We start from the raw sequence: 21,595 nt of genomic DNA, 5'->3' as shown, positions 1-21,595 counted from the left end.
CACACGAAGTGATCAGCATGACAACGGTTCGGTACAACCCGTGACCGGTTGTCCGTGTCGGGCTATACGCTCGGATTCCCCAACAGGGTTTGTCACTCGCACGTCCGTCCCCATCGGCCACACCGGTCCAGGAGCAGTCATGTACGGCCACGGCGCGGCACCGCCTCCCCGCAGCGCGGCAACGGTCATCTCCCTGCGGGTGCTGTTCGTCGCAGCCGGTTTCCTCACGTGCGGCGTGCTGGCCTGCGTACCGCTGTTCCGGGTCGCCGTCCTGCGCGGACGGGCCCTCGACTGGGTGCTGGCCTGGGTGAGCCTGCCGCTGTCCATCGCGTGTTTCGCCGTGGTCGGCGCTCTGCCGGAGGGCGACTACCGCACCGACATCGCGCTGGCCATGGTCCTGCTGCTCGGAGCGGGCGCCGCCATCCACTTCCTCGTCGTGGACATCGGCCACCACGGCGAGCGGCGGAAGTTCGCCGGTTACGCCTCGCCCCACGCGCCGACCGTCGTGCACACCCCGTACGGCTATCCGCAGCCCGCGCCGCCGTACGCCCCGACGTCCACGCCCGTCCCGCAGCCCCCGGCACCTCACACACCGGCCCCCCACGACGCCACGCCCCATGCCCAGGGCCCGATCCAGCCGCCCCCGTCCCCCCAGCGCCCCGCCCCCGCCCGCATCGACCAGGTCCGCGCCGAACTCGACGAGCTCAGCGACTACCTGCGCCGGCACGAGGGCGAAGGACCCCGGGACGGCAACCACGAGGGCGGACGGTGACCGGGGCCGCGGGACGTGTCGTCGCCGGCCGCTACGAACTGGCCACCGTCCTCGGGCAGGGCGGCATGGGCCAGGTCTGGACGGCGTACGACCAGCGGCTCGACCGGCGCGTGGCGGTGAAGCTGCTGCGCCCGGACAAGGTGGCCGGCCAGGACGCGGAGGAACTGCGCCGCCGTTTCGTGCGCGAGTGCCGGGTGACCGCGCAGGTCGACCACCCCGGCCTGGTCACCGTGCACGACGCGGGCAGTGAGGGCGAGGAGTTGTTCCTCGTCATGCAGTACATCGACGGCGCCGACCTCGCCGGCCACCTCGCCGAGCACACCCCGTATCCCTGGCAGTGGGCGGTCGCGGTGGCCGCGCAGCTGTGCGCCGTGCTGAGCGCCGTGCACGCCGTGCCGATCGTCCACCGTGACCTCAAGCCGCGCAACGTGATGGTGAAGCAGGACGGCACGGTCACCGTCCTCGACCTCGGCGTCGCCTCCGTCATGGACGCGGACACCACCCGCCTCACCCACACCGGCACCCCCATCGGTTCGCCCGCCTACATGGCCCCGGAGCAGGCGATGGGCGGCGCGGTCGGCCCCTACACCGACCTGTACGCCCTCGGCGTGGTCCTGCACGAACTGCTCAGTGGCGATGTGCCCTTCTCCGGTTCCACGGCCCTCGGCGTCCTGCACCGGCACCTGTACGAGCCCCCACTGCCCGTGCGCCGCATCCGCCCCGAAGTCCCCGAGGCCCTGGAGGACCTCGTCCTGCGCCTCCTCGCCAAGGACCCGCAGCACCGGCCCGCCTCGGCGCAGGAGGTCTACGAGCACCTGGAGCTGCTCCTGCCCGCGCGCGGGACGCCCACCGGAGCCGCCCTGGACCCCACCCGACCGTTCCTGCGCCCGCACGCCCCCTGGCCCGACCGTGCGCGCACCCCCGCGCCCCAGCCCACGCCCGCCACACCCGTCACCGACACACCGGGGCAGACGGACATCGCCCGCGCCGTCGACGAGGTCAAGCGGCTTCTCGGCGAGGGCCGCGTCACCCAGGCCGTCGACATCCTCGGGGGGATCCTGCCCGCCGCCGCCGAACAGCACGGGGCGCACTCCCCGGTCGTCCGCACCCTGCGCAAGCAGTACGCGGCGACGCTCCTGGACGACGGCCAGTACCGGCGCGCCCTGCCCGAGCTGCGCCGGCTCGCCGACGAACGCGCCGCCGAGGCAGGCCAGGCCGACCCGCAGGCCCTGCGCTTCCGCTACGAGGCCGCCCAGTGCCTCGAACAGCTGGGCGAGCCGGCCGCAGCGCTCGCCGAGTACCGGGCGGTGCTGCCCTACTACGAGAACCAGTACGTCGCCGCCGGCGGACCCGAGCTCGCGCACGACGTCCGCCGCCGGATCGGGCACCTCCTGCTCGCCCTCGGCGACCGCGGCGCGGCCCACGACACCCTGGCCCGGCTGCTGCACGACGTGGAGCGCACCCACGGCCCCGGGCACCCACTCGGCGCGGAGATCCGCAGGACGCTGCACTGGCTGGGGCAGGTCCGCGGCTGACGACCGCCCCGGGGCATGGCGCGGCGGTGCCGGAAGTCCCGGTGAATCGTTGGTCGAATGGGTTGGCCAGAGCGTGGCCACTGCCTACCATCGATCATCGCAAGACCTTGTGCACCGTCGCACAATCTCCTCGGGAGGTCTCCTTGCACCGCCGCCGTCGCACCGCGCTCGTCCTCACCGCAGCGATCGCCGCCGTGGCGCCCCTTCTCACCGCCTGCGGAAACGACGCGCATCCCGGCGCGGCAGCCGTGGTGGGCGGCCAGCGGATCACCGTCTCCCAGCTCGACGAGCGGGTCGGCGAGGTACGCGCGGCCCAGCGGGCGGCCGTACAGGACGAGGCCCAGTACCAGCAGGTCATCGCCAGAACCGGCACCCTCACCCGCGACACCCTGCAGACCATGGTCCTGGACCGGGTGCTGCACCGTGCCGCCGAGGACGCCGGAGTGACCGTCTCCCGCAAGGAGATCCAGGCGATGCGGTCCGGCCTGGAACAGCAGGCCGGCGGCGCCAAGGCCCTGGAGACGACCTGGCTCCAGCAGTACGGCATCCCGCCGCAGCGCCTCGACGAGAACCTCCGCCTCCAGCTGGAGGCCCAGAAGCTCGCCGAGAAGCTCGGGACGGGTACCGACCGCCCCGAGTTCTGGAAGGCCCTCTCCGACGCCTCCAAGGAGCTGAACGTCGACCTCAACCCGCGCTACGGCACCTGGGACGTCCAGAAGAGCAGCCGCGCCGACGCCAAGACGCCGTGGGTGCGGGACGTCACGACGGCGCAGAACCAGCAGGGCATGTAGAGCAGGCACGGCACGCAGGGCGGGTACGGTACGCAGGGCACCCCGCCCTCTCCGGGCCCTGTGGACAACTTCGGGCGCTGTCGGCGGCGTGGGATAGCTTCGAACCGTGAACGCCAACAGCCCCGAAGCGACCCCGGGCCCCGAGCGGACCGCTCCCGACGCGGCCGTCGCCCCCGGCCGCATCATCCTGCTCACCACCAGCCACCGTGTCGCACCCGGTCTGCTCTCCTGGCCCGCCTGGCAGGCCCTGCACGCGGCGGACCAGGTGCTGTGCGCGGACGGCACGCACCCGCAGCTGCCGTATCTGCGCGAGGCCGGCATCACCGTCGCCGAGGCGTCCCCGGCCGCCGAGGAGCTGGTCGACGCCTGCGCCGGCGGACGCACGGTGGTCGTGGTGGCGACGGGCGAGGGCGAACCGGTCCTGACGGACGGCCTGGCCCGCCTCGCCGGCACCGGCCGCATCGCGATGCCCGAGCTGGAGCTGCTGCCCGCCTCCTACGACCTGCCGGGCGCCCGGCTCCTCGACCTCGTCCAGGTCATGGACCGCATCCGCGCCGAATGCCCCTGGTCCTCCCGGCAGACCCACAAGGGCCTGGCCAAGTACGGCATCGAGGAGGCGTACGAACTCGTCGAGGCGATCGAGGAGGGCGACCGCGACGAACTGCGCGAGGAGCTCGGCGACGTCCTCCTCCAGGTCGTGTTCCACGCCCGGATCGCCGAGGACGACCTGGAGAGCCCCTTCTCCGTCGACGACGTCGCCGCCGGCATCGTCGACAAGCTGATCCACCGCCACCCGCATGTCTTCGGCGACGAGACGGCCACCACGCCGGAGGAGGTCAAGGCACACTGGCTGCGCACCAAGGCGGTCGAGAAGCAGCGCACCTCGGTGACGGACGGCATACCCCTGGGCCAGCCGGGCCTGGCGCTGGCGGCGAAACTGTCCTCGCGTGTGCGCACGGCGGGGCTGGACGTCCCGCTCCCCGCGGGCGAGGGCGTCGGCTACGACCTGCTGGCGCTGGCGGTGCGGGCCGAGGAGGAGGGCATCGACCCCGAGGCGGCGCTGCGCGTGGCCGCCCGGACCTACCGGGACGTGGTGCGGGCCGCCGAGGGACACCGGGGGCATCAGGAGAAGGATGCCTGAGGCGTGCCGAGGCATGCGGCCGGCCAGGACAGCTCAGTGCGAGGAGGGCCGACGGCCTGCTGCGCGAACGCCAGACCCAGACGCCCGCGTTGGGCGGATCGGGCGGCCGGGTGCTCACCGAGACGCTGTACGACTCGCGCGGCCTGGAGTGGAAGGTCTACGACGACTACTACGCCACCGGTGACCCGGAGCCCGTCCTCGTGGCGGGCGACGACACCAAGGCGCCCGCGGCCGTCCGGATCACCCACGACGGTGTCGGCCGCCCGACCGAGACGGTCGCCCTGAAGTACGGAACCGAGACCCGCCGGGCCACCACGGTCTACGACGGCAACCACACCACCGTGATCCCGCCGAAGGGCGGTACGGCACGCACCACGGTCACCGACGCACTGGACCGTCCGGTCGAGGAGATCGAGTACACCAACGAGTCCCGGACCGCCTCGCAGTCGACGAAATACGCCTACGACGCCCGGGGCCTGCTGGAGCGGATCACCGACCCGGCCGGAACCGTGCGCACGTTCGCCTACGACGCCCGTGGGCGGGAGGTCCGGGCCGAGGACCCGGACCAGGGCACCACCACCATGACGTACGACGTCCTGGACCGCCGGGCGTCCACCACCGACGCCCGGGGCGTGTCCCTGACGACCGTCTACGACGCGCTCGGCCGCGTGGTCTCAGTCAAGGAGGGCTCCACCCTCCGGTCCGAGTGGGTGTATGACACGATCGCCAAGGGCGAGCTGTCCGAGGCCCGCCGCTACGTGGACGGGCAGGCGTACACCCAGAAGGTCACCGGCTACACGCACGACTACCAGCCCACCGGGATGCAGGCCGTCGTCCCCTCCGCGCAGGGGGACCTGGCCGGCACGTACACCTGGGGGTTCGGCTACAACGACAAGACCGGCCTGTTGACCCAGATCACCCAGCCGGCCCTCGGTGACCTGCCCGCGGAGCGCGTCGTCACCCGCCACGACGCCGACGATCAGGCCCAGGGCCTGACGGCGGGCGGCCGGATCCGGTCAACTCCAACACCTACGACCCGTTCGGGCGGGTGCTGCGCACGGAGTACAACGACCAGTCCCGCCGTCTGTACCGCAGCTGGTCCTACGACGAGCACACCGGTGAGCTGCTGCGCGCCACCACCGACCGGACGCTGGCAACCCAGCGGGTCGACGACACGCACTACACCTACGACCCGGCGGGCAACGTCAAGCGCATCAAGACGTCGACCGGCCAGGGCGAGGAACTGCGGACCGACACCCAGTGCTTCACGACCGACGCGCTGCAGCGCCTGACCGAGGCCTGGACGTCGACCGACGACTGCGCGGCGGGCCCGTCGAAGGCGAACGTCGGCGGTCCGATGCCCTACTGGACGTCGTACAACTATGACGCCCTGGGCAACCGCACCAAGGAGGTCAAGCACGACATAGGCGCCGACACGGCCAAGGACTCGGTGCGCACCTACTCCTACGGCCCGTCTGGCTCGGCCCAGGGCGGTCCGAACGCGCTGGCCTCCGTCGAGACGGTGGCGAACCGACATGGTCCTCTTCAGCCTGGGAGGCACGATGGCCCTGGCCGCCCTGGGCGGGTTCTACCCTCCGGGGAGGGTCAGAGCGCTCAACCGGAGGAAGGCGGCCGGGGAGGAGGTCGACCCCAAGGAATTCGAGCCGTCGCAGCGGGTGACATGGGTCACGGTCACGGCGATCATTGCCTGGATCTGTGTGTCCTACGCCCTCTTCGGCGGCTGACCCGGCTTATGGGGTCCTTTCACTACGCCCGTCCGGGTCGCGCGGCCTGGCACCGCACCTCGCACCAGACCACGCGGCCTGATCGGACGCTCATAGCGAAAGGACCCCCTGCACCGCTTCCCACGGCAGACGGGGCGCGGGCCTCGCGGCACCCCGGTATCCCGGTCGTCCAGAGCACCCAGCACCCTGGCAGGGGACCTCGGGATGTCCTCTCGGTTCCCGTCCCACCGACCACTTCCGTTCGTCCACCGCTGACCCAAGGACCTCCACCGTGTCCCACGCGTCCCGCGAGCTCGCGCTCGTCATCTTCGTTCTCGGCGCCGCCGTCTTCGCGCTCAGCTACTACGCCGTCACCGTCAACTGGAGGCAGCGGACGCCGCTGCTGTGGGTCCTCGTCCCGCTCATCGGCGGCATCAGCCTCGGGATGGCCAAGGGCGAGTCACTGAACATGATCCTTTTCAGCCTCGGTGGAGGTCTGGCCCTGCTGTCCCTCATGTTCTTCTTCCCCCGCGGCAGGCGGAAGGAGCTCAACCGCAGGAAGGCGGCCGGGGAGAAGATCGAGTCCGAGGAGTACGAGCCGCCGTCCTGGGTCGTGTGGACGATGCTCGTGGGTGTCCTCGCCTGGGTCTGCCTGTCCTACTTCCTGTACAGCGGCTGACCCGCAGTGCGGCACGGGACGGCCCCACAGCCCGGCGGACGCCTGGAGCTCCGCACCCCGGACCGTGGGCGTTCGCTGGTGTTCGCCCTTTTCTGTGCGGGGTGGGGGTGTCACCGGGCTGGTCCGGGTGTTCGCTCGGGCAGGTCACGTTCTTCGACGCGCTGGGCACCGCCCTGCCGGCCCTGTCCCCGCTCCCCCTCAACCTGGCCCTCGGCAGGACCGTCGTGGACGAGAAGGGCGTCCGCACGGGCCGCCCCCTGTGCCGGCGCTTCCTGCCGTGGGCGGACGTCGAGTCCGTCGCCGTGAGGGAGAGGGCCAGCCGCGGCAACGGTGCCCACCGGGTCCGCGTCCGCACCGCAAGCGGCCGCACGGTCCGGCTGGCCGCCCCGTACGTCGAGATCAGGTGCACGGAGCAGCAGTACGCCCGCTTCTCGGCCCGGGCCGAGAGCCGACCCTGTTCTGAGCCAGCGCCTTTTGCTCGCCCTCCCGGAGATCGTCGGAAGCCTGTTCCTGCTCCTCATCCTGGCGCTCCTCCTCGTGATGGCCAGGACCCTGCGCGCCGGCGATGTCTTCGTGCCGGTGAACGCCCGGCGCCTGAGCGTCGTAGGACTCACGGTGCTGGCGCAGGCCGTCCTCGCGCCGATACTGTCGGCGCTCACCGCGGAGATGCTGGTGAGCGCCACCCTCATGGCCGAGCAGGTCCCCTTCGCGGTCACCTTCACCGGCGAGTACGTACTGCTGGCCTTCCTCATCTTGGCGCTGGGGGAGGTCTTCCGGCGCGGAACGAAGCTGCGGGCCGATGCCGATACCGATGGGCTGGTCTGATGTCACCGGCGGTGGAGCACCGGGTCCAGGTCCACCTGGACCGGCTGTTGGCCGAGCGCGGCATGACTCTGTCCCAACTCGCCGCCAGGGTCGGGGTGAGCGTGGTCAACCTGTCCGTCCTCAAGAACGACCGGGCGAAGGCCATCCGCTTCTCCACCCTCACCGCGATCTGCCGTGAGCTGCACTGCCAGCCCGGCGACCTCCTCAGCGTCCGCGAAGACTGACTGCCCCCTGTGCCCGCCTGCCCTGCGGGCACCACAGGTCCGGAGGCGGACAGGTCGACGGTTCCGGCCGCCGTCGCGGGGCACAGTCCCCTGAGTCCTGCGGCCCGACCCGCCCGATACCGTCGGGATGTGACCGACCAGCGCCAGCCCGACCCCTCGTCCCCCCCCGCTCCCGACCTCTTCACCTGGGAGTTCGCGAGCAACCCCTACCCCGCCTACGCCTGGCTCCGCGAGCACAGCCCCGTCCACAAGACGCGGCTCCCCAGCGGTGTGGAGGCCTGGCTGGTCACGCGGTACGCCGACGCCAAGCAGACGCTCGCCGACAACCGGCTCTCGAAGAACCCCGCGCATCACGCCGAACCCGCGCACGCCAAGGGCAAGACCGGGATCCCCGGGGAGCGCAAGGCCGAGTTGATGACGCATCTGCTCAACATCGACCCGCCGGACCACACGCGGCTGCGGCGGCTCGTGTCCAAGGCCTTCACGCCCCGCCGGGTCGCCGAGTTCGCGCCGCGGGTGCAGGAACTCACCGACACCCTCATCGACGGGTTCGCGCGGAAGGGATCCGCCGACCTGATCCACGAGTTCGCCTTCCCGCTCCCCATCTACGCCATCTGCGACCTGCTCGGCGTCCCGCGCGAGGACCAGGACGACTTCCGCGACTGGGCGGGCATGATGATCCGTCACCAGGGCGGGCCCAGGGGCGGGGTCGCGCGGTCCGTGAAGAAGATGCGCGGCTATCTCGCCGACCTCATCCACCGCAAGCGGGCGGCGCTGCCCGCCGACCCCGCCCCCGGCGAGGACCTCATCTCCGGTCTCATCCGCGCCTCCGACCACGGCGAGCACCTCACCGAGAACGAGGCGGCGGCCATGGCCTTCATCCTGCTGTTCGCCGGTTTCGAGACGACCGTGAACCTGATCGGCAACGGCACCTACGCCCTGCTCACCCACCCCGAGCAGCGCACACGGCTCCAGGCGTCCCTCGCCGCGGGGGAGACCGCCCTCCTGGAGACCGGCGTCGAGGAACTCCTCCGCTACGACGGCCCCGTCGAACTCGCCACCTGGCGCTTCGCCACGCAGCCCCTCATCCTCGGCGGGCAGCGCATCGAGGCCGGCGACCCCGTCCTCGTCGTCCTGGCCGCCGCGGACCGGGACCCGGAGCGGTTCGCCGATCCTGACGTGCTGGACCTCACCCGCCGCGACAACCAGCACCTCGGGTACGGCCACGGCATCCACTACTGCCTCGGTGCCCCGCTCGCCCGCCTGGAGGGCCAGACCGCGCTCGCCACCCTCCTCACCCGTCTCCCGGACCTCCGGCTCGCGGCGGATCCGGCCGAGCTGAGATGGCGCGGCGGCCTCATCATGCGCGGGCTGCGCACGCTGCCGGTGGAGTTCTCACCGGCTGGAAGTGACGAAACATCAGAGCTGTGATCTTCACGTGATCTGCGCGGCATTAACTTGTGACAAGTGATCGTCTGCCGATACGTTCACCCATCAACGCGGCCCGGGATTCCCACCGCGTGGTCACAGTTGTCTCGCGAAAGGTCTCCGTATGCTCTCCGGGAACGGTCGGCACCGTCGCCCCCGCCAGGCTCCGGCTCTCCTCTTGGCGGCCGGAGTGACCGGCTCCGCCATCGCGATCCCGCTCCTCGGGGCCTCCGGTGCCAGCGCGGCCGACGGCACGACCTGGGACCGGGTCGCAGACTGCGAGACCGGCGGCGCCTGGAGCCAGAACAGCGGCAACGGCTACTACGGCGGCCTGCAGTTGTCCCAGGAGGACTGGGAGAACCACGGCGGTCTCGACTACGCAGCGAGCGCCGACCTGGCCAGTCGCTCCCAGCAGATAGCCGTGGCCGAGAGAATCCTCGCCGACCAGGGGGTCGGCGCGTGGCGCACTTGCGGACTGCTCTCGGGACTCGAGGAGGGCAAGAAGTCGGACTCGTCCGGAACATCCGGTTCAGAGGACTCGCGCGGTCTGCTCGACTCGCTGGATCCGTCGCCCTCCGCGAGCCCTTCCTCGTCCCCGTCGTCCTCGCCCGATGCATCGTCATCCCTGAGTGACGAAACCGACAAGCCTGATAAGTCCGACAAGTCGCCCGAATCCTCCGGCTCGTCGCAGGACCGGCAGTCCGACGGCTCTCCGTCGGCCACCCCCGAGAGCGGCCGGTCCGGCAACTCGCAGCAGGGCGACGACTCCTCGGCGCTGACCGACACCGGCTCCGGTCGTCATCGCGGTCCCAGTGCCGACGAAACCGGCACGCCCGAGAGCGGCCGTGCGGACGAGTCCACGGGCCGCCACTCCTCGCGCGGCGACGAGGGCACCCCTGACGCGTCCGAAGGTGCCTACATCGTGGGCGTCGGCGACAACCTCTGGTCCATCGCCGACGCCCTCCGGGTCAGCGGCGGATGGCGCGCGCTCTACGACGGCAACGAGCAGGCCGTCGGTACCGACCCGAACCTCATCCACCCCGGTCAGAAGCTCACGGTGGCGGGCGAAGGGGACGAGAAGTAGCCGTTCGGGCAGTGCGGAAACGGGGGCGGAAGTCGCCCCCAAACCGCACGAGTTCGCGTCATGATTCGCTACGAATGTCCCGTTTGGGGCCCGTGAGAGATAGATCTCAGAAGCCCTGATCGTCTTTGAAATTCCGCGGATCGCGTGTCTACGGTCGTGACCGCTCGTCACCACGAGCCCCGGCTGCCGCAACGCCGAATCCTGCCAGCGGCCGCACGGGAACAGTCGTCGCGTCAAGCGCCGTAGGCAGGAGCGGGGGACCCAAGGTAGGTGCCCGACCGGCCGGTTGGCCGGAAGGGCTTGGGGTGAAGCCGTGTCCCGGGAGGGACGCGGCCGGGCAACTCAACCGGCCCGAACCCGACAGCTCACCTCGCAGGCGTCGGTGAGGGGATCTCTCCATGCTGTTTTCCGGCAAGGGCACGCACCGCCGTCCGTCCAAGGCCTCTCGGGTCATCGCCATCGCCGGTGTCACCGGCGCCGCCGTCGCCGCCCCGCTGATGGCGGCCGGCAACGCCTCCGCCGCCACCGCCTCCGAGTGGGACGCCGTCGCCCAGTGCGAGTCCGGCGGCAACTGGTCCATCAACACCGGCAACGGCTACTACGGCGGTCTGCAGTTCTCCGCCTCCACCTGGTCCGGCTACGGCGGCACCAAGTACGCCTCCACCGCCGACCAGGCCACCAAGGCGCAGCAGATCGAGATCGCCGAGAAGGTCCTCGCGGGCCAGGGCAAGGGTGCCTGGCCGGTCTGCGGCAAGGGCCTGTCGAGCGCCGGTTACACCGGTGGCGGCTCCTCCAGCGACTCGGGCAGCTCCGCGCAGAACCAGCAGGGCACCGAGTCCCGCGAGAGCGAGCAGCAGCCGGCCTCCCGCTCCGACGAGCGCCCGGCGGCCAAGAAGACCGTCACCACCCCGACCGGCAAGAAGGTCAAGAAGGGCGACGGCGAGTACAAGGTCGCCAAGGGTGACACCCTCAGCTCGATCGCCGAGGACGAGAAGGTCAAGGGCGGCTGGGAGAAGCTCTTCGAGCTGAACAAGGACATCGTCACCGATGCCAACCTCATCTACCCGGGCCAGCAGCTGCACCTGAAGTAAGCAGCGCCCCGCCCGGACCCGCCCAGGGTCCACAGGCTCCCCGCCCCGGTGCGTCATCCCCCGTACGCACCGGGGCGGGGTTTTTTCGGCAACCGGCTTTGTTCCGTTCGGAAACAATTTACTCTCGGTTCTGTCCATGGGGTGGGCGACCCGGTGGCCGATCGCCCGGAGCCGGTTAGGCTCATGTCGCGAGCCACCGGGCCCGCACCTCGCCGGGTCCACGCGACCCGCGTCACCGCGTCACATGAAGAAGGAGATGCTCGTGCCGTCCATCGACGTCGTCGTAGCCCGGGAAATCCTGGACTCCCGAGGCAACCCCACGGTCGAGGTCGAGGTCGGCCTCGACGACGGCAGCACCGGTCGTGCCGCCGTCCCGTCCGGCGCCTCCACGGGCGCCTTCGAGGCCATCGAGCTCCGCGACGGCGACTCGAACCGCTACCTCGGCAAGGGTGTGGAGAAGGCCGTCCTCGCGGTCATCGAGCAGATCGGCCCGGAGCTGGTCGGCTACGACGCCACCGAGCAGCGTCTGATCGACCAGGCCATGTTCGACCTGGACGCCACCGACAACAAGGGCTCCCTCGGCGCCAACGCCATCCTCGGCGTCTCCCTCGCCGTCGCCCACGCCGCCTCCGAGGCCAGCGACCTGCCGCTGTTCCGCTACCTGGGCGGCCCCAACGCGCACCTGCTGCCGGTGCCGATGATGAACATCCTGAACGGCGGCTCGCACGCCGACTCCAACGTGGACATCCAGGAGTTCATGATCGCCCCGATCGGCGCGGAGTCCTTCTCCGAGGCCCTGCGCTGGGGCGCCGAGGTCTACCACACGCTGAAGAAGGTCCTGAAGTCGAAGGGCCTGGCCACCGGCCTCGGCGACGAGGGCGGCTTCGCCCCGAACCTCGGCTCCAACCGCGAGGCCCTCGACCTCATCCTCGAGGCCGTCAAGGAAGCCGGCTACACCCCGGGCGAGCAGATCGCCCTGGCGCTCGACGTCGCCGCCTCCGAGTTCTACAAGGACGGCGTCTACACCTTCGAGGGCAAGGACCGCTCGGCCGCCGAGATGACCGAGTACTACGCGGAGCTCGTCGACGCGTACCCGCTCGTCTCCATCGAGGACCCGCTGTTCGAGGACGACTGGGAGGGCTGGAAGACCATCACCGACAAGCTCGGTGACAAGGTCCAGCTCGTCGGCGACGACCTGTTCGTCACCAACCCCGAGCGCCTGGCCCGCGGCATCGACGAGGGCGCCGCCAACGCGCTCCTGGTCAAGGTCAACCAGATCGGTTCGCTGACCGAGACCCTGGACGCCGTCGAGCTGGCCCAGCGCAACGGCTTCAAGTGCATGATGTCGCACCGCTCCGGCGAGACCGAGGACGTCACCATCGCCGACCTGGCCGTCGCCACCAACTGCGGCCAGATCAAGACCGGCGCCCCGGCCCGCTCCGAGCGCGTCGCCAAGTACAACCAGCTGCTGCGCATCGAGGAGATCCTCGACGACGCCGCGGTGTACGCCGGCCGCTCGGCCTTCCCGCGCTTCAAGGGCTGACCCTCACCGGGTTAAGCCTTAGCCAGTCGTACGTACGTCCCCGTACTCGGTCCCGTACCGTGTCCGGGGACGTACGCGCGTATGACGGTGGAGCGGGAGGCGGACAGATGGCCGTGAAGGACCGGGACCGGTTCTCCACCGCGACCAGGATCCGGTTGCTCGGCGAGCAGACCGCGGCCCGGGTCTACCGCTCCCAGACCAAGCGCCAGGCCCGCCGCTCGCGGCTGACCGGCCGGGCCGCGCTGCTCGCCCTGGTGATGTGCTCGCTGATCGTGGCCCTGGCCTACCCGATGCGGGAGTACGTCTCGCAGCGCGCCGAGATCGAGGACCTCCAGCGCGAACAGCGGCAGGCCCGCGAACGCGTCGAACGGTTGCGCGACCTGAAGGCGCGCTGGCAGGACGACGCGTACGCCGAGCAGCAGATCCGGCGGCGGTTGCACTACGTCATGCCGGGGGAGACGGGCTTCATCGTCGTCGACCCACGCGCGGCGAAGCAGTCGCGCACCGACCTGGGGGCGGCCGACCGCCCCTGGTACTCGAACGTCTGGGACGGGGTCGACAAGGCCGACGCCTCCGACCGGTGACCCGAGCCCCAGTCAGTGACCTGAACCCAGAGAAAGACAGCCTGAAGACAGTCATGGAAACGCCCCCGCCGACCACCCCGCGCACCGAGCCCAGCGACGCCGACGTCGAGTCCTTCAAGCAGCAGCTCGGCCGGCCCCCGCGCGGTCTGCGCGCGATCGCGCACCGCTGCCCGTGCGGACAGCCGGACGTCGTCGAGACGGCCCCACGGCTGCCGGACGGCACGCCGTTCCCCACGCTGTACTACCTGACGTGCCCGAAGGCGAACTCGGCCATCGGCACGCTGGAGGCCAACGGCGTGATGAAGGAGATGACCGAGCGGCTGGCCTCGGACCCGGAGCTGGCGGCGGCGTACCGGGCCGCGCACGAGGACTACATCCGGCGGCGCGACGAGATCGAGGAACTGAAGAACTTCCCGAGCGCGGGCGGCATGCCGGACCGGGTGAAGTGCCTGCACGTCCTGGTGGCCCACTCGCTGGCCGCGGGGCCGGGTGTGAACCCGCTGGGCGACGAGGCGCTGGCGATGCTGCCGGAGTGGTGGCGCAAGGGCGCCTGTGTGACGCCCGCCGGACCGCCGAGCGGTGACGGGTGGCAGGTGGAGAGCACGGACTCGGGCCACTTCGCCTTCAAGCCGATCGAGGAGGACGGGAAATGACCCGGGTCGCCGCCGTGGACTGCGGTACGAACTCCATCCGGCTCCTGGTCGCCGACGCCGATCCCGCCACCGGAGAGCTGGCCGACCTGGACCGCCGGATGACGATCGTGCGGCTCGGGCAGGGTGTCGACCGCACCGGCCGGCTCGCCCCCGAGGCGCTGCGGCGGACCTTCGCGGCGTGCCGCGAGTACGCCGGGATCATCAAGGAGCACGGGGCGGAGCGGCTGCGGTTCGTGGCGACGTCCGCCTCCCGGGACGCCGAGAACCGGGACGAGTTCGTGCGCGGTGTGCTGGACATCCTGGGCGTCGAGCCCGAGGTGATCTCCGGGGACCAGGAGGCCGAGTTCTCCTTCACCGGCGCCACCAAGGAGCTCGCCGGCGGCGACCACCTCCCGAAGCCCTACCTGGTCGTGGACATCGGCGGCGGTTCGACCGAGTTCGTCGTGGGCGACGACCATGTGCGCGCGGCGCGCTCGGTGGACATCGGCTGCGTCCGGATGACCGAGCGTCACCTGGTCCGGGACGGGGCGGTGAGCGACCCGCCGTCCGAGGAGCAGATCGCTGCGATGCGGGCCGACATCGAGGCCGCGCTCGACCTCGCCGAGCAGACGGTTCCGCTGCGCGAGGCGCGCACGCTGGTCGGTCTGGCCGGCTCGGTGACGACCGTGTCGGCGATCGCGCAGGAGTTGCCCGAGTACGACTCCGAGGCCATCCACCACTCCCGCGTCTCCCACGACCGGGTCCGCGAGATCACCGAGTGGCTGCTGCGCTCCACCCACGCCGAGCGCGCGGCCGTGCCCTCCATGCACCCCGGCCGGGTCGACGTGATCGGGGCGGGCGCCCTGGTGCTCCTGTCGATCATGGAGCGGATCGGCGCGCAGGAGGTCGTCGTGAGCGAGCACGACATCCTCGACGGCATCGGCTGGTCTTTGGCCTGACCGCCTACAGGTTGCGGTACACGTCCCGCCGGTCGCCTACCTTGACGACGAGGATGACGAGCTCACCATCGTTGATCTGGTAGGCGACCCTGTAGCTGCCGACCCTGAGCCGGTACAGCCCGGACGGGCCGGTGAGCTTCTTGACATCGGCGTCCTCGCGGTACGGATCGTCGCCGAGCGCGGTCAACGCGGTCAGGATGCGCATGGCATCGTGCCGGCTGATGGTCCGAAGCTGCCGCTGTGCAGCGGTAGTGAACCGGAAGGCGTACTTCACGCGGCGCCTTCACCGCGCTCGCTGAACAGGTCCGCCAGCAGCTCGGCCATGGAAACGGTGGGCCCGCCGTCGGCCAGAACTGCTTCCGCCTCCCGGGCCAGCATCACGTCGGCCGCCTCCTCCAGCGCTTCGAAGTCGGTGATCGGTACGACCGCGGCTACTGGGGCGCCGTTGCGCGTTATAACGGTCGGAGTGCCCTCCTCGGCGCGGTTGATGTGTTCAGCGAGGTGTGCGCGTGCTTCCCTGACGGTCACGGTGTTATCGGCCATGACAGCAGTGTACGCATTTCCGTGTACACCGGCCAGGTGGGGACGTCGCCGCGTACGGGAGACGTGTTCATCGGAAATCCTCGACGGCATCGCGTGGTCGGTCGCCCAGCCCGCTTCTGAGCAGGCATGGATCACGAATGAGCGTGCCCGGGGGGCTCGGACGGACCCCCCGGCGACGGCCCGTCGGAAAAGTTCGTGAAGTTCTTCACAAGGAATTCGGCCCTCCCGGGCGATGAGAGGGGTCCCGTTGACCCGTCCGGGGGCTGAACAGGCCTTTGAACATGTTCAGAAGCATGGTATGGAACGGTCCGGGAAGGCACTCGGAGCGGCACCCGAGGGGCGCCTCACGGAGGCCCTTCTGGCGCAGAGAGGCAGCTCACGCGGCATTGACAACGCTCCGGGGTGCACAAAGGAGCCCGGTTGTCACCATGACGTGGATCACGTGAGCGGCGGAGGATAACACACCCCCCACCCGAGCTTGTGAAGGGGCGCACGAGCCACCCCCCTGAGACGGGTGGATACTCGATGGCATGAGCACCACGGAGCGTCCCAGGATCCTCGTAGTAGGCGGTGGGTACGTAGGCCTGTACGCAGCTCGGCGCATCCAGAAGAAGATGCGCTACGGCGAGGCGACCGTCACGGTCGTCGACCCCCGGTCGTACATGACCTACCAGCCCTTCCTCCCCGAAGCCGCCGCCGGCAACATCTCCCCGCGCCACGTCGTCGTCCCGCTGCGACGTGTGCTGCCCAAGGCGGAGGTTCTCACCGGCCGGGTCACCACCATCGACCAGGACCGCAAGGTCGCCACGGTCTCCCCGCTGGTCGGCGAGGCCTACGAGCTGCCCTTCGACTACCTGGTGATCGCGCTCGGCGCGGTCTCCCGCACCTTCCCGATCCCCGGCCTCGCCGAGCAGGGCATCGGCATGAAGGGCGTCGAGGAGGCCATCGGCCTGCGCAACCACGTCCTCGAGCAGCTCGACAAGGCCGACTCCACCACCGACGAGGAGATCCGCCGCAAGGCGCTCACCTTCGTCTTCGTGGGCGGCGGTTTCGCCGGTGCGGAGACCATCGGCGAGGTCGAGGACATGGCCCGGGACGCCGCGAAGTACTACAAGAACGTGTCCCGTGAGGACATGCGCTTCATCCTGGTCGACGCCGCCGACAAGATCCTCCCCGAGGTCGGCCCCAAGCTCGGCAAGTACGGCAAGGAGCACCTCGAGGGCCGCGGCGTCGAGGTCTACCTGTCCACCTCCATGGACTCCTGCGTCGACGGCCACGTGGTGCTGAAGAACGGCCTCGAGGTCGACTCCAACACCATCGTGTGGACCGCCGGCGTCAAGCCCAACCCGGCCCTGGCCCGCTACGGCCTGCCCCTCGGCCCCCGCGGTCACGTCGACTGCGAGCCGACCCTCCAGGTCAAGGGCACCGACTACATCTGGGCCGCCGGCGACAACGCCCAGGTCCCGGACCTCGTCGGCCGCAAGGCGGGCAACGAGAACGCCTGGTGCCCGCCGAACGCCCAGCACGCGCTGCGTCAGGCCCGGGTCCTCGGCGACAACGTGGTGTCCGGCATGCGGGGCTTCCCGCAGAAGGACTACGCGCACGCCAACAAGGGCGCGGTGGCCGGTCTCGGCCTCCACAAGGGCGTCGCGATGATCGTCATGGGCAAGATGAAGATCAAGCTCAAGGGCCGTCTCGCCTGGTACATGCACCGTGGCTACCACGGCCTGGCGATGCCGACCTGGAACCGCAAGATCCGCGTCTTCGCCGACTGGACCCTCGGCATGTTCCTCAAGCGCGAGGTCGTCTCGCTCGGCGCCATCGAGACGCCGCGCGAGGAGTTCTACGAGGCCGCCAAGCCGGCCCCGGTCGCCGCCGCGCCGAAGGAGAAGACCGAGGAGAAGGCCAAGGCCTCCTGACCTCCGGTCGGTCATCCGCCTGACGAAGGGCCTCCCGCCATCCGTGGTGCGGGAGGCCCTTCGGCGTTCCGAAGGTGTTCGCCATGCCAGGGAGCCGCGTCCGGGCGGGCGAAGAGGCGGTTTTGCCCAGACATGACGCGTGCCGGGGACTGCGCCGGAGCCCCGCAGGTGTTTACGTGGTGTCGGACATTCCGGGATTCGCCGTCACGGAGGTGTACACCATGGCAGACGCCGCGACGCGGCTGCAGGGCCTCTTCACACAGTTGTTGGGAGCACCGCTCCCGGTGCGCATCCGCGCCTGGGACGGTTCGCAGGCCGGCCCGCCGGGCGCGCCGACCCTGGTCGTACGCAACCGCCGCGCGCTGCGCCGCCTGCTGTGGAAGCCGGGTGAACTGGGTCTGGCCCGCGCCTGGGTGGCGGGGGACCTCGACATCGAGGGCGACCTCTACGCCACCCTCGACCTGCTGGCCGGTCTGATCTGGGAGCGCGGTGAGGACGCCCGCACCCTCGCCCAGGCCCTGCGCGACCCCGAGGTCCGCGCCGCCGTCCGCGGACTGGTCAGACTCGCCGGCCCCCCGCTGCCGCCCGCCCCGCCCCGCGAAGAGGCCCGCAGCCCCCGCCGCCACCTGCACACCAAGCGCACCGACAGACGCGCCATCAGCCACCACTACGACGTCGGCAACGACTTCTACGAGATCGTCCTCGGCCCGTCCATGGTGTACTCCTGCGCCTACTGGCCCACCCCGGACAGCACCCTCGAACAGGCCCAGCGGGACAAGCTCGAACTCGTCTGCCGCAAGCTCGGACTGAGCCCCGGCCGAAGGCTGCTCGACGTCGGCTGCGGCTGGGGCTCCATGGCCATCCACGCCGCCCGCGAGCACGGCGTGAGCGTCGTCGGCGTCACCCTCTCCCAGGAGCAGGCCGCCTACGCCCGCAAGCGCGTCGCCGACGAGGGCCTCACCGACAAGGTCGAGATCCGCGTCCAGGACTACCGCGACGTCCGCGACGGGCCCTACGACGCGATCTCCTCCATCGGCATGGCCGAACACGTCGGCGGCGAGCGGTACCTGGAGTACGCGGCCGACCTGTACAACCTGCTCAAGCCCGGCGGACGGCTCCTGAACCACCAGATCGCCCGCCGCCCGCAGCGGGACGAGATGACGTACAGCGTCGACGCCTTCATCGACTCCTACGTCTTCCCCGACGGCGAGCTCCAGCCGATCGGCAGCACCGTGGACCGGCTGGAGCGCGCCGGGTTCGAGGTACGCGACGTCGAGGCGATCCGCGAGCACTACGCCCTCACCCTGCGTCAGTGGGTCGCCCGCCTGGAGGCCGACTGGCAGCGTGCCGTCCAGCTGACCAGCCCCGGCCGGGCCCGCATCTGGCGCCTGTACATGGCGGCCTCCGCCCTGGCCTTCGAACGCAACCGCATCGGCGTCAACCAGGTCCTGGCCGTGCGCACCCCCCTGTCCGGGGCGTCGGACCTGCCGCTGCGCACCCGCACCTGGAACTGAGAACGGCGAAGGGCCCCTTTCCCACCCGCGGGAAAGGGGCCCTTCGCGCGTCCGCTACTCGGCCTTGATGGCCTCCAGCATGTTCAGCCGTGCCGCACGCCGGGCCGGCCACAGCGCCGCGAGGACGCCCACCGTCGCGGCCAGCAGCAGGAAGACACCGATCCGCGCCCACGGCAGGACCAGCTCGTACGTCGCCATCTTCGAGGCCAGCAGCTCACCGGCCGCCCAGCCGAAGAAGACGCCCAGGCCGATGCCCAGCACCGCGCCGAACAGGGAGATCACCAGGGACTCCAGGCGGACCATCCGCTTGATGTTCTTGCGGTCCAGGCCGATCGCGCGGAGCATGCCGATCTCCTGGGAGCGCTCGAAGACCGACATGGCCAGGGTGTTGATGACGCCGAGGACCGCCACGATCACCGCCATCGCGAGCAGGCCGTAGACCATGTTCAGCATCAGCGTGAACATCCGCGCGATCTCGTTGGAGATGTCCGCCTTGGACTGGACCTTGATCGCAGGGTTGGTGCCGAGAGCCTTCTCCAGCTTGTCCTGCACCGCGCCGGACGTGCCGTCGGCGGTCTTCACCATGACGTTCATGGTGTACGGGTCCGGCTCGTGCGGGGCGAGCGTCTTCTCGTCGAGCAGGATGCCGCGCAGGAAGTCGTTGCTCTCGTACGTCCCGGCGACCGTGAGCTTCTGCTTCTTGCCGTCCCCGTAGGAGACGGTGAAGGCGGAACCGGCCTTCCAGCCGTAGGACTTGGCGGTCTCGCTGTCCACGACGACGTTGCTGCCGCCGACCTTGAAGGTGCCCTCGTCGACCTTCGGGTCGACCAGGTCGCCGATCGCGGCGCCGTTGACGCCGGTCAGGTACTCGCTCTGGCCGTCGATCCGGGATTCGGCGTTGAGCATCGGGCTGGTGGCGGTGACGTCGCCCGCCTGCTTCAGCTTCTTCTCGACGTCTGGCGACAGCGGGTTGCCGTTCGCCATGGACACCACGTAGTCGGCCTTGATCGACGCCGACGCCATCTTCTCGATGGCCTGCTGAAGGCTGCCCGCCATCACCGTCATGCCGGTGATCAGGGTCAGGCCGATCATCAGCGCGGAGGCGGTGGCGGCCGTGCGGCGCGGGTTGCGCACCGAGTTCTGCCGGGCCAGCTTGCCGGAGACGCCGAAGGCACGCAGCACCGGCGCGGCGGCGGCGATCAGCGGGCGGGACAGCAGCGGGGTCAGGATGAACACGCCGATGATCAGCAGCACCGCGCCGAAGCCCATCGGCATCTGGCCGTCCGAACCGTCCATGGTCGTGGCCACCAGGACCACCGCGATACCCGCGGCCGAGACCAGGGCGCCCAGCGTGTTGCGCAGCACCAGCGACTTGGTCGTGGCCTTGGCGTGCACGCTGCTCATGGCCGCCACCGGCGGGATCTTCGCGGCCCGGCGTCCCGGCAGCCACGCCGCCAGCATGGTCACCAGGATGCCGACCGCGAGCGCGGCGACGATCGTGCCGGGCGTGATGACCAGCGGCCCGTCGGGCACGGTCGCGTCGAACGTGCCCATGAGGGAGCGCAGTCCGGCCCCGATGCCGATGCCCGCGACCAGCCCGGTCACGGCGGCGACCGCGCCGACCACGAACGCCTCGATGAGCACCGAGCGCGTCACCTGCCGGCGCGAGGCGCCGACCGCCCGCATCAGCGCCAGCTCCTTGGTGCGCTGGGCGACCAGCATGGTGAAGGTGTTGGCGATGATGAAGGTGCCGACGAACAGGGCGATGCCGGCGAAGACCAGCAGGGCCGTCTGCATGCCGCTCATCGACCGGGAGATCGCGTCGGCCTGGTCGTCGGCGAGCTGCTTGCCGGTGGTGGTCGAGACGGTGCCCTTCGGCAGCGCCTTGTCCAGCTCCGCCTTCAGCGCGGCCTGCGTGACGCCCGGCTTCGCCTTGACGTCGATCTGGTCGTACACGCCCGGCTTGCCCAGCAGCTTCTGGGCGGTCGCCGTGTCGAACAGGGTGAGGCTGCCGCCGGCCGCGACGTTGCCGTCGTCGGTGGTGAAGATGCCGGTGATCTTCGGGGTCAGGACCGGCCCGTCGACGGACATCCGCACGGTGTCGCCGACCTCGTAGCCGGCGCGCTTCGCCGTGGCGGAGTCGATGAGGATCTCGCCCCGGCCCTTGGGGGCGTGCCCGCTGACCAGCGGGTATCGGGGGTCCTTGGTGCCCCAGTAGTTGCCGCCCTGCGACTGGAAGCCCTCGCCGATCAGGTTGCCGTCCTTGTCGGCGATGGCGGTGAAGTTCTGCACGACACCGATGGCGGACGCGGCCCCGGGCACCCGCTCGCTCTTGTCGAGCACGGCCTGGTCCAGCTCGTGGAGTTTGCCGACGCGGTCGCCCTCGGCCTCCTCGTAGTCCGCCGTCATGGCGACGTCGACCTGGTCGAAGCCCTTCGCCGAACTCTTCTGGTAGGCGTCGGAGATGGTGTTGGTGAAGACCAGGGTCCCCGACACGAAGGCCACGCCGAGCATCACGGCGAGTACGGTCATCAGGAGCCGGGCCTTGTGCGCGAGCACGTTGCGCAAGGCGGTTCGGAACATGGGTTTTCTCAGTCCAGTCGGTTC

Annotated in this window: 21 protein-coding genes, 1 pseudogene and 1 riboswitch; of the genes and pseudogenes, 19 read left to right on the top strand and 3 right to left on the bottom strand. The window is 70.5% G+C overall.

Translation table 11 applies throughout. The features are described 5' to 3' along the window. Positions 1–139: 139 nt before the first annotated feature. The 17 genes and pseudogenes from G3I77_RS14240 to G3I77_RS14165 all read left to right on the top strand — a co-directional run bounded on the left by G3I77_RS14240 (position 140) and on the right by G3I77_RS14165 (position 15,012). Entirely contained in the window at positions 140–772 is a 633-nt protein-coding gene (locus G3I77_RS14240; RefSeq protein ID WP_248503661.1) for a hypothetical protein, read from the top strand. A 38-nt stretch (positions 773–810) separates the two neighbouring features. Then, positions 811–2,307, top strand: a complete 1,497-nt coding sequence (locus tag G3I77_RS14235; protein ID WP_282572954.1) for a serine/threonine-protein kinase — start codon at positions 811–813, stop codon at positions 2,305–2,307. A gap of 143 nt (positions 2,308–2,450) precedes the next feature. Further along, the gene (locus G3I77_RS14230; protein ID WP_248503659.1) at positions 2,451–3,098 is read left to right on the top strand and encodes a SurA N-terminal domain-containing protein; all 648 of its coding nucleotides are present in this window, start codon (positions 2,451–2,453) and stop codon (positions 3,096–3,098) included. A gap of 106 nt (positions 3,099–3,204) precedes the next feature. Next, positions 3,205–4,239, top strand: coding sequence for a nucleoside triphosphate pyrophosphohydrolase (locus G3I77_RS14225; RefSeq protein ID WP_248503657.1), 1,035 nt, complete (start codon positions 3,205–3,207; stop codon positions 4,237–4,239). 89 nt (positions 4,240–4,328) lie between these two features. Next, positions 4,329–5,531 (top strand): RHS repeat domain-containing protein, encoded by a 1,203-nt coding sequence (locus G3I77_RS14220; protein WP_248503655.1) that lies wholly within the window; start codon positions 4,329–4,331, stop codon positions 5,529–5,531. A 243-nt stretch (positions 5,532–5,774) separates the two neighbouring features. Then, positions 5,775–5,984 carry a hypothetical protein gene (locus tag G3I77_RS14215; RefSeq protein ID WP_248503653.1) on the top strand — a complete coding sequence of 70 codons (210 nt, stop codon included), beginning with the start codon at positions 5,775–5,777 and terminating at the stop codon, positions 5,982–5,984. A 271-nt stretch (positions 5,985–6,255) separates the two neighbouring features. Next, entirely contained in the window at positions 6,256–6,642 is a 387-nt protein-coding gene (locus G3I77_RS14210; protein ID WP_248503651.1) for a hypothetical protein, read from the top strand. After that, positions 6,579–7,016, top strand: a pseudogene (locus G3I77_RS41180) (PH domain-containing protein); the annotation flags it as partial. The gene G3I77_RS14210 and the pseudogene G3I77_RS41180, both read left to right, overlap by 64 nt. A 100-nt stretch (positions 7,017–7,116) precedes the next feature. Further along, positions 7,117–7,467, top strand: coding sequence for a DUF2975 domain-containing protein (locus G3I77_RS14205; RefSeq protein WP_248503649.1), 351 nt, complete (start codon positions 7,117–7,119; stop codon positions 7,465–7,467). Beyond that, entirely contained in the window at positions 7,467–7,691 is a 225-nt protein-coding gene (locus G3I77_RS14200; protein ID WP_248503647.1) for a helix-turn-helix transcriptional regulator, read from the top strand. The genes G3I77_RS14205 and G3I77_RS14200 overlap by 1 nt, the downstream gene beginning before the upstream one ends. A 129-nt stretch (positions 7,692–7,820) precedes the next feature. Further along, entirely contained in the window at positions 7,821–9,122 is a 1,302-nt protein-coding gene (locus G3I77_RS14195; RefSeq protein WP_248503643.1) for a cytochrome P450, read from the top strand. A gap of 121 nt (positions 9,123–9,243) precedes the next feature. Next, positions 9,244–10,203 carry a transglycosylase family protein gene (locus tag G3I77_RS14190; RefSeq protein ID WP_248503641.1) on the top strand — a complete coding sequence of 320 codons (960 nt, stop codon included), beginning with the start codon at positions 9,244–9,246 and terminating at the stop codon, positions 10,201–10,203. A 228-nt stretch (positions 10,204–10,431) separates the two neighbouring features. Further along, positions 10,432–10,597, top strand: a riboswitch (cyclic di-AMP (ydaO/yuaA leader). 4 nt (positions 10,598–10,601) lie between these two features. Next, entirely contained in the window at positions 10,602–11,294 is a 693-nt protein-coding gene (locus G3I77_RS14185; RefSeq protein ID WP_248503639.1) for a transglycosylase family protein, read from the top strand. A gap of 262 nt (positions 11,295–11,556) precedes the next feature. Further along, on the top strand, positions 11,557–12,837 hold the full coding sequence (eno, locus tag G3I77_RS14180) for a phosphopyruvate hydratase (protein WP_248503638.1): 1,281 nt from the start codon (positions 11,557–11,559) through the stop codon (positions 12,835–12,837). Positions 12,838–12,944: 107 nt separating this feature from the next. Beyond that, positions 12,945–13,421, top strand: coding sequence for a septum formation initiator family protein (locus G3I77_RS14175; protein WP_248503637.1), 477 nt, complete (start codon positions 12,945–12,947; stop codon positions 13,419–13,421). Between the two features lie 53 nt (positions 13,422–13,474). Further along, the gene (locus G3I77_RS14170) at positions 13,475–14,074 is read left to right on the top strand and encodes a DUF501 domain-containing protein (protein ID WP_248503636.1); all 600 of its coding nucleotides are present in this window, start codon (positions 13,475–13,477) and stop codon (positions 14,072–14,074) included. Beyond that, on the top strand, positions 14,071–15,012 hold the full coding sequence (locus G3I77_RS14165; RefSeq protein ID WP_248503635.1) for a Ppx/GppA phosphatase family protein: 942 nt from the start codon (positions 14,071–14,073) through the stop codon (positions 15,010–15,012). The genes G3I77_RS14170 and G3I77_RS14165 overlap by 4 nt, the downstream gene beginning before the upstream one ends. Positions 15,013–15,016: 4 nt before the next feature. Here G3I77_RS14165 and G3I77_RS14160 read toward each other — a convergent pair whose 3' ends face one another. After that, positions 15,017–15,286, bottom strand: coding sequence for a type II toxin-antitoxin system RelE/ParE family toxin (locus tag G3I77_RS14160; RefSeq protein ID WP_248503634.1), 270 nt, complete (start codon positions 15,284–15,286; stop codon positions 15,017–15,019). After that, positions 15,283–15,555, bottom strand: a complete 273-nt coding sequence (locus G3I77_RS14155) for a type II toxin-antitoxin system Phd/YefM family antitoxin (RefSeq protein WP_055571325.1) — start codon at positions 15,553–15,555, stop codon at positions 15,283–15,285. Before G3I77_RS14155 ends, G3I77_RS14160 begins: the two co-directional genes overlap by 4 nt. Positions 15,556–16,085: 530 nt before the next feature. Between G3I77_RS14155 and G3I77_RS14150 the strand changes: the two genes are divergently transcribed. Both G3I77_RS14150 and G3I77_RS14145 read left to right on the top strand, forming a co-directional pair. Next, positions 16,086–17,474 carry an NAD(P)/FAD-dependent oxidoreductase gene (locus tag G3I77_RS14150; RefSeq protein WP_078956314.1) on the top strand — a complete coding sequence of 463 codons (1,389 nt, stop codon included), beginning with the start codon at positions 16,086–16,088 and terminating at the stop codon, positions 17,472–17,474. Positions 17,475–17,695: 221 nt separating this feature from the next. Then, positions 17,696–18,988 carry a cyclopropane-fatty-acyl-phospholipid synthase family protein gene (locus G3I77_RS14145; protein WP_248503633.1) on the top strand — a complete coding sequence of 431 codons (1,293 nt, stop codon included), beginning with the start codon at positions 17,696–17,698 and terminating at the stop codon, positions 18,986–18,988. A gap of 54 nt (positions 18,989–19,042) precedes the next feature. On the opposite strand, the gene G3I77_RS14140 is transcribed toward G3I77_RS14145, so the two are convergent. Beyond that, positions 19,043–21,571, bottom strand: coding sequence for an ABC transporter permease (locus G3I77_RS14140; RefSeq protein WP_248503632.1), 2,529 nt, complete (start codon positions 21,569–21,571; stop codon positions 19,043–19,045). Positions 21,572–21,595 lie beyond the last annotated feature (24 nt).

The organism is Streptomyces sp. D2-8 (genome assembly GCF_023184515.1).
In the GTDB taxonomy this organism is placed as follows: Bacteria; Actinomycetota; Actinomycetes; order Streptomycetales; family Streptomycetaceae; genus Streptomyces.
The sequence above is the reverse complement of the archived record's forward strand: the minus strand, read 5'-3'. Positions and strand labels throughout refer to the sequence as shown.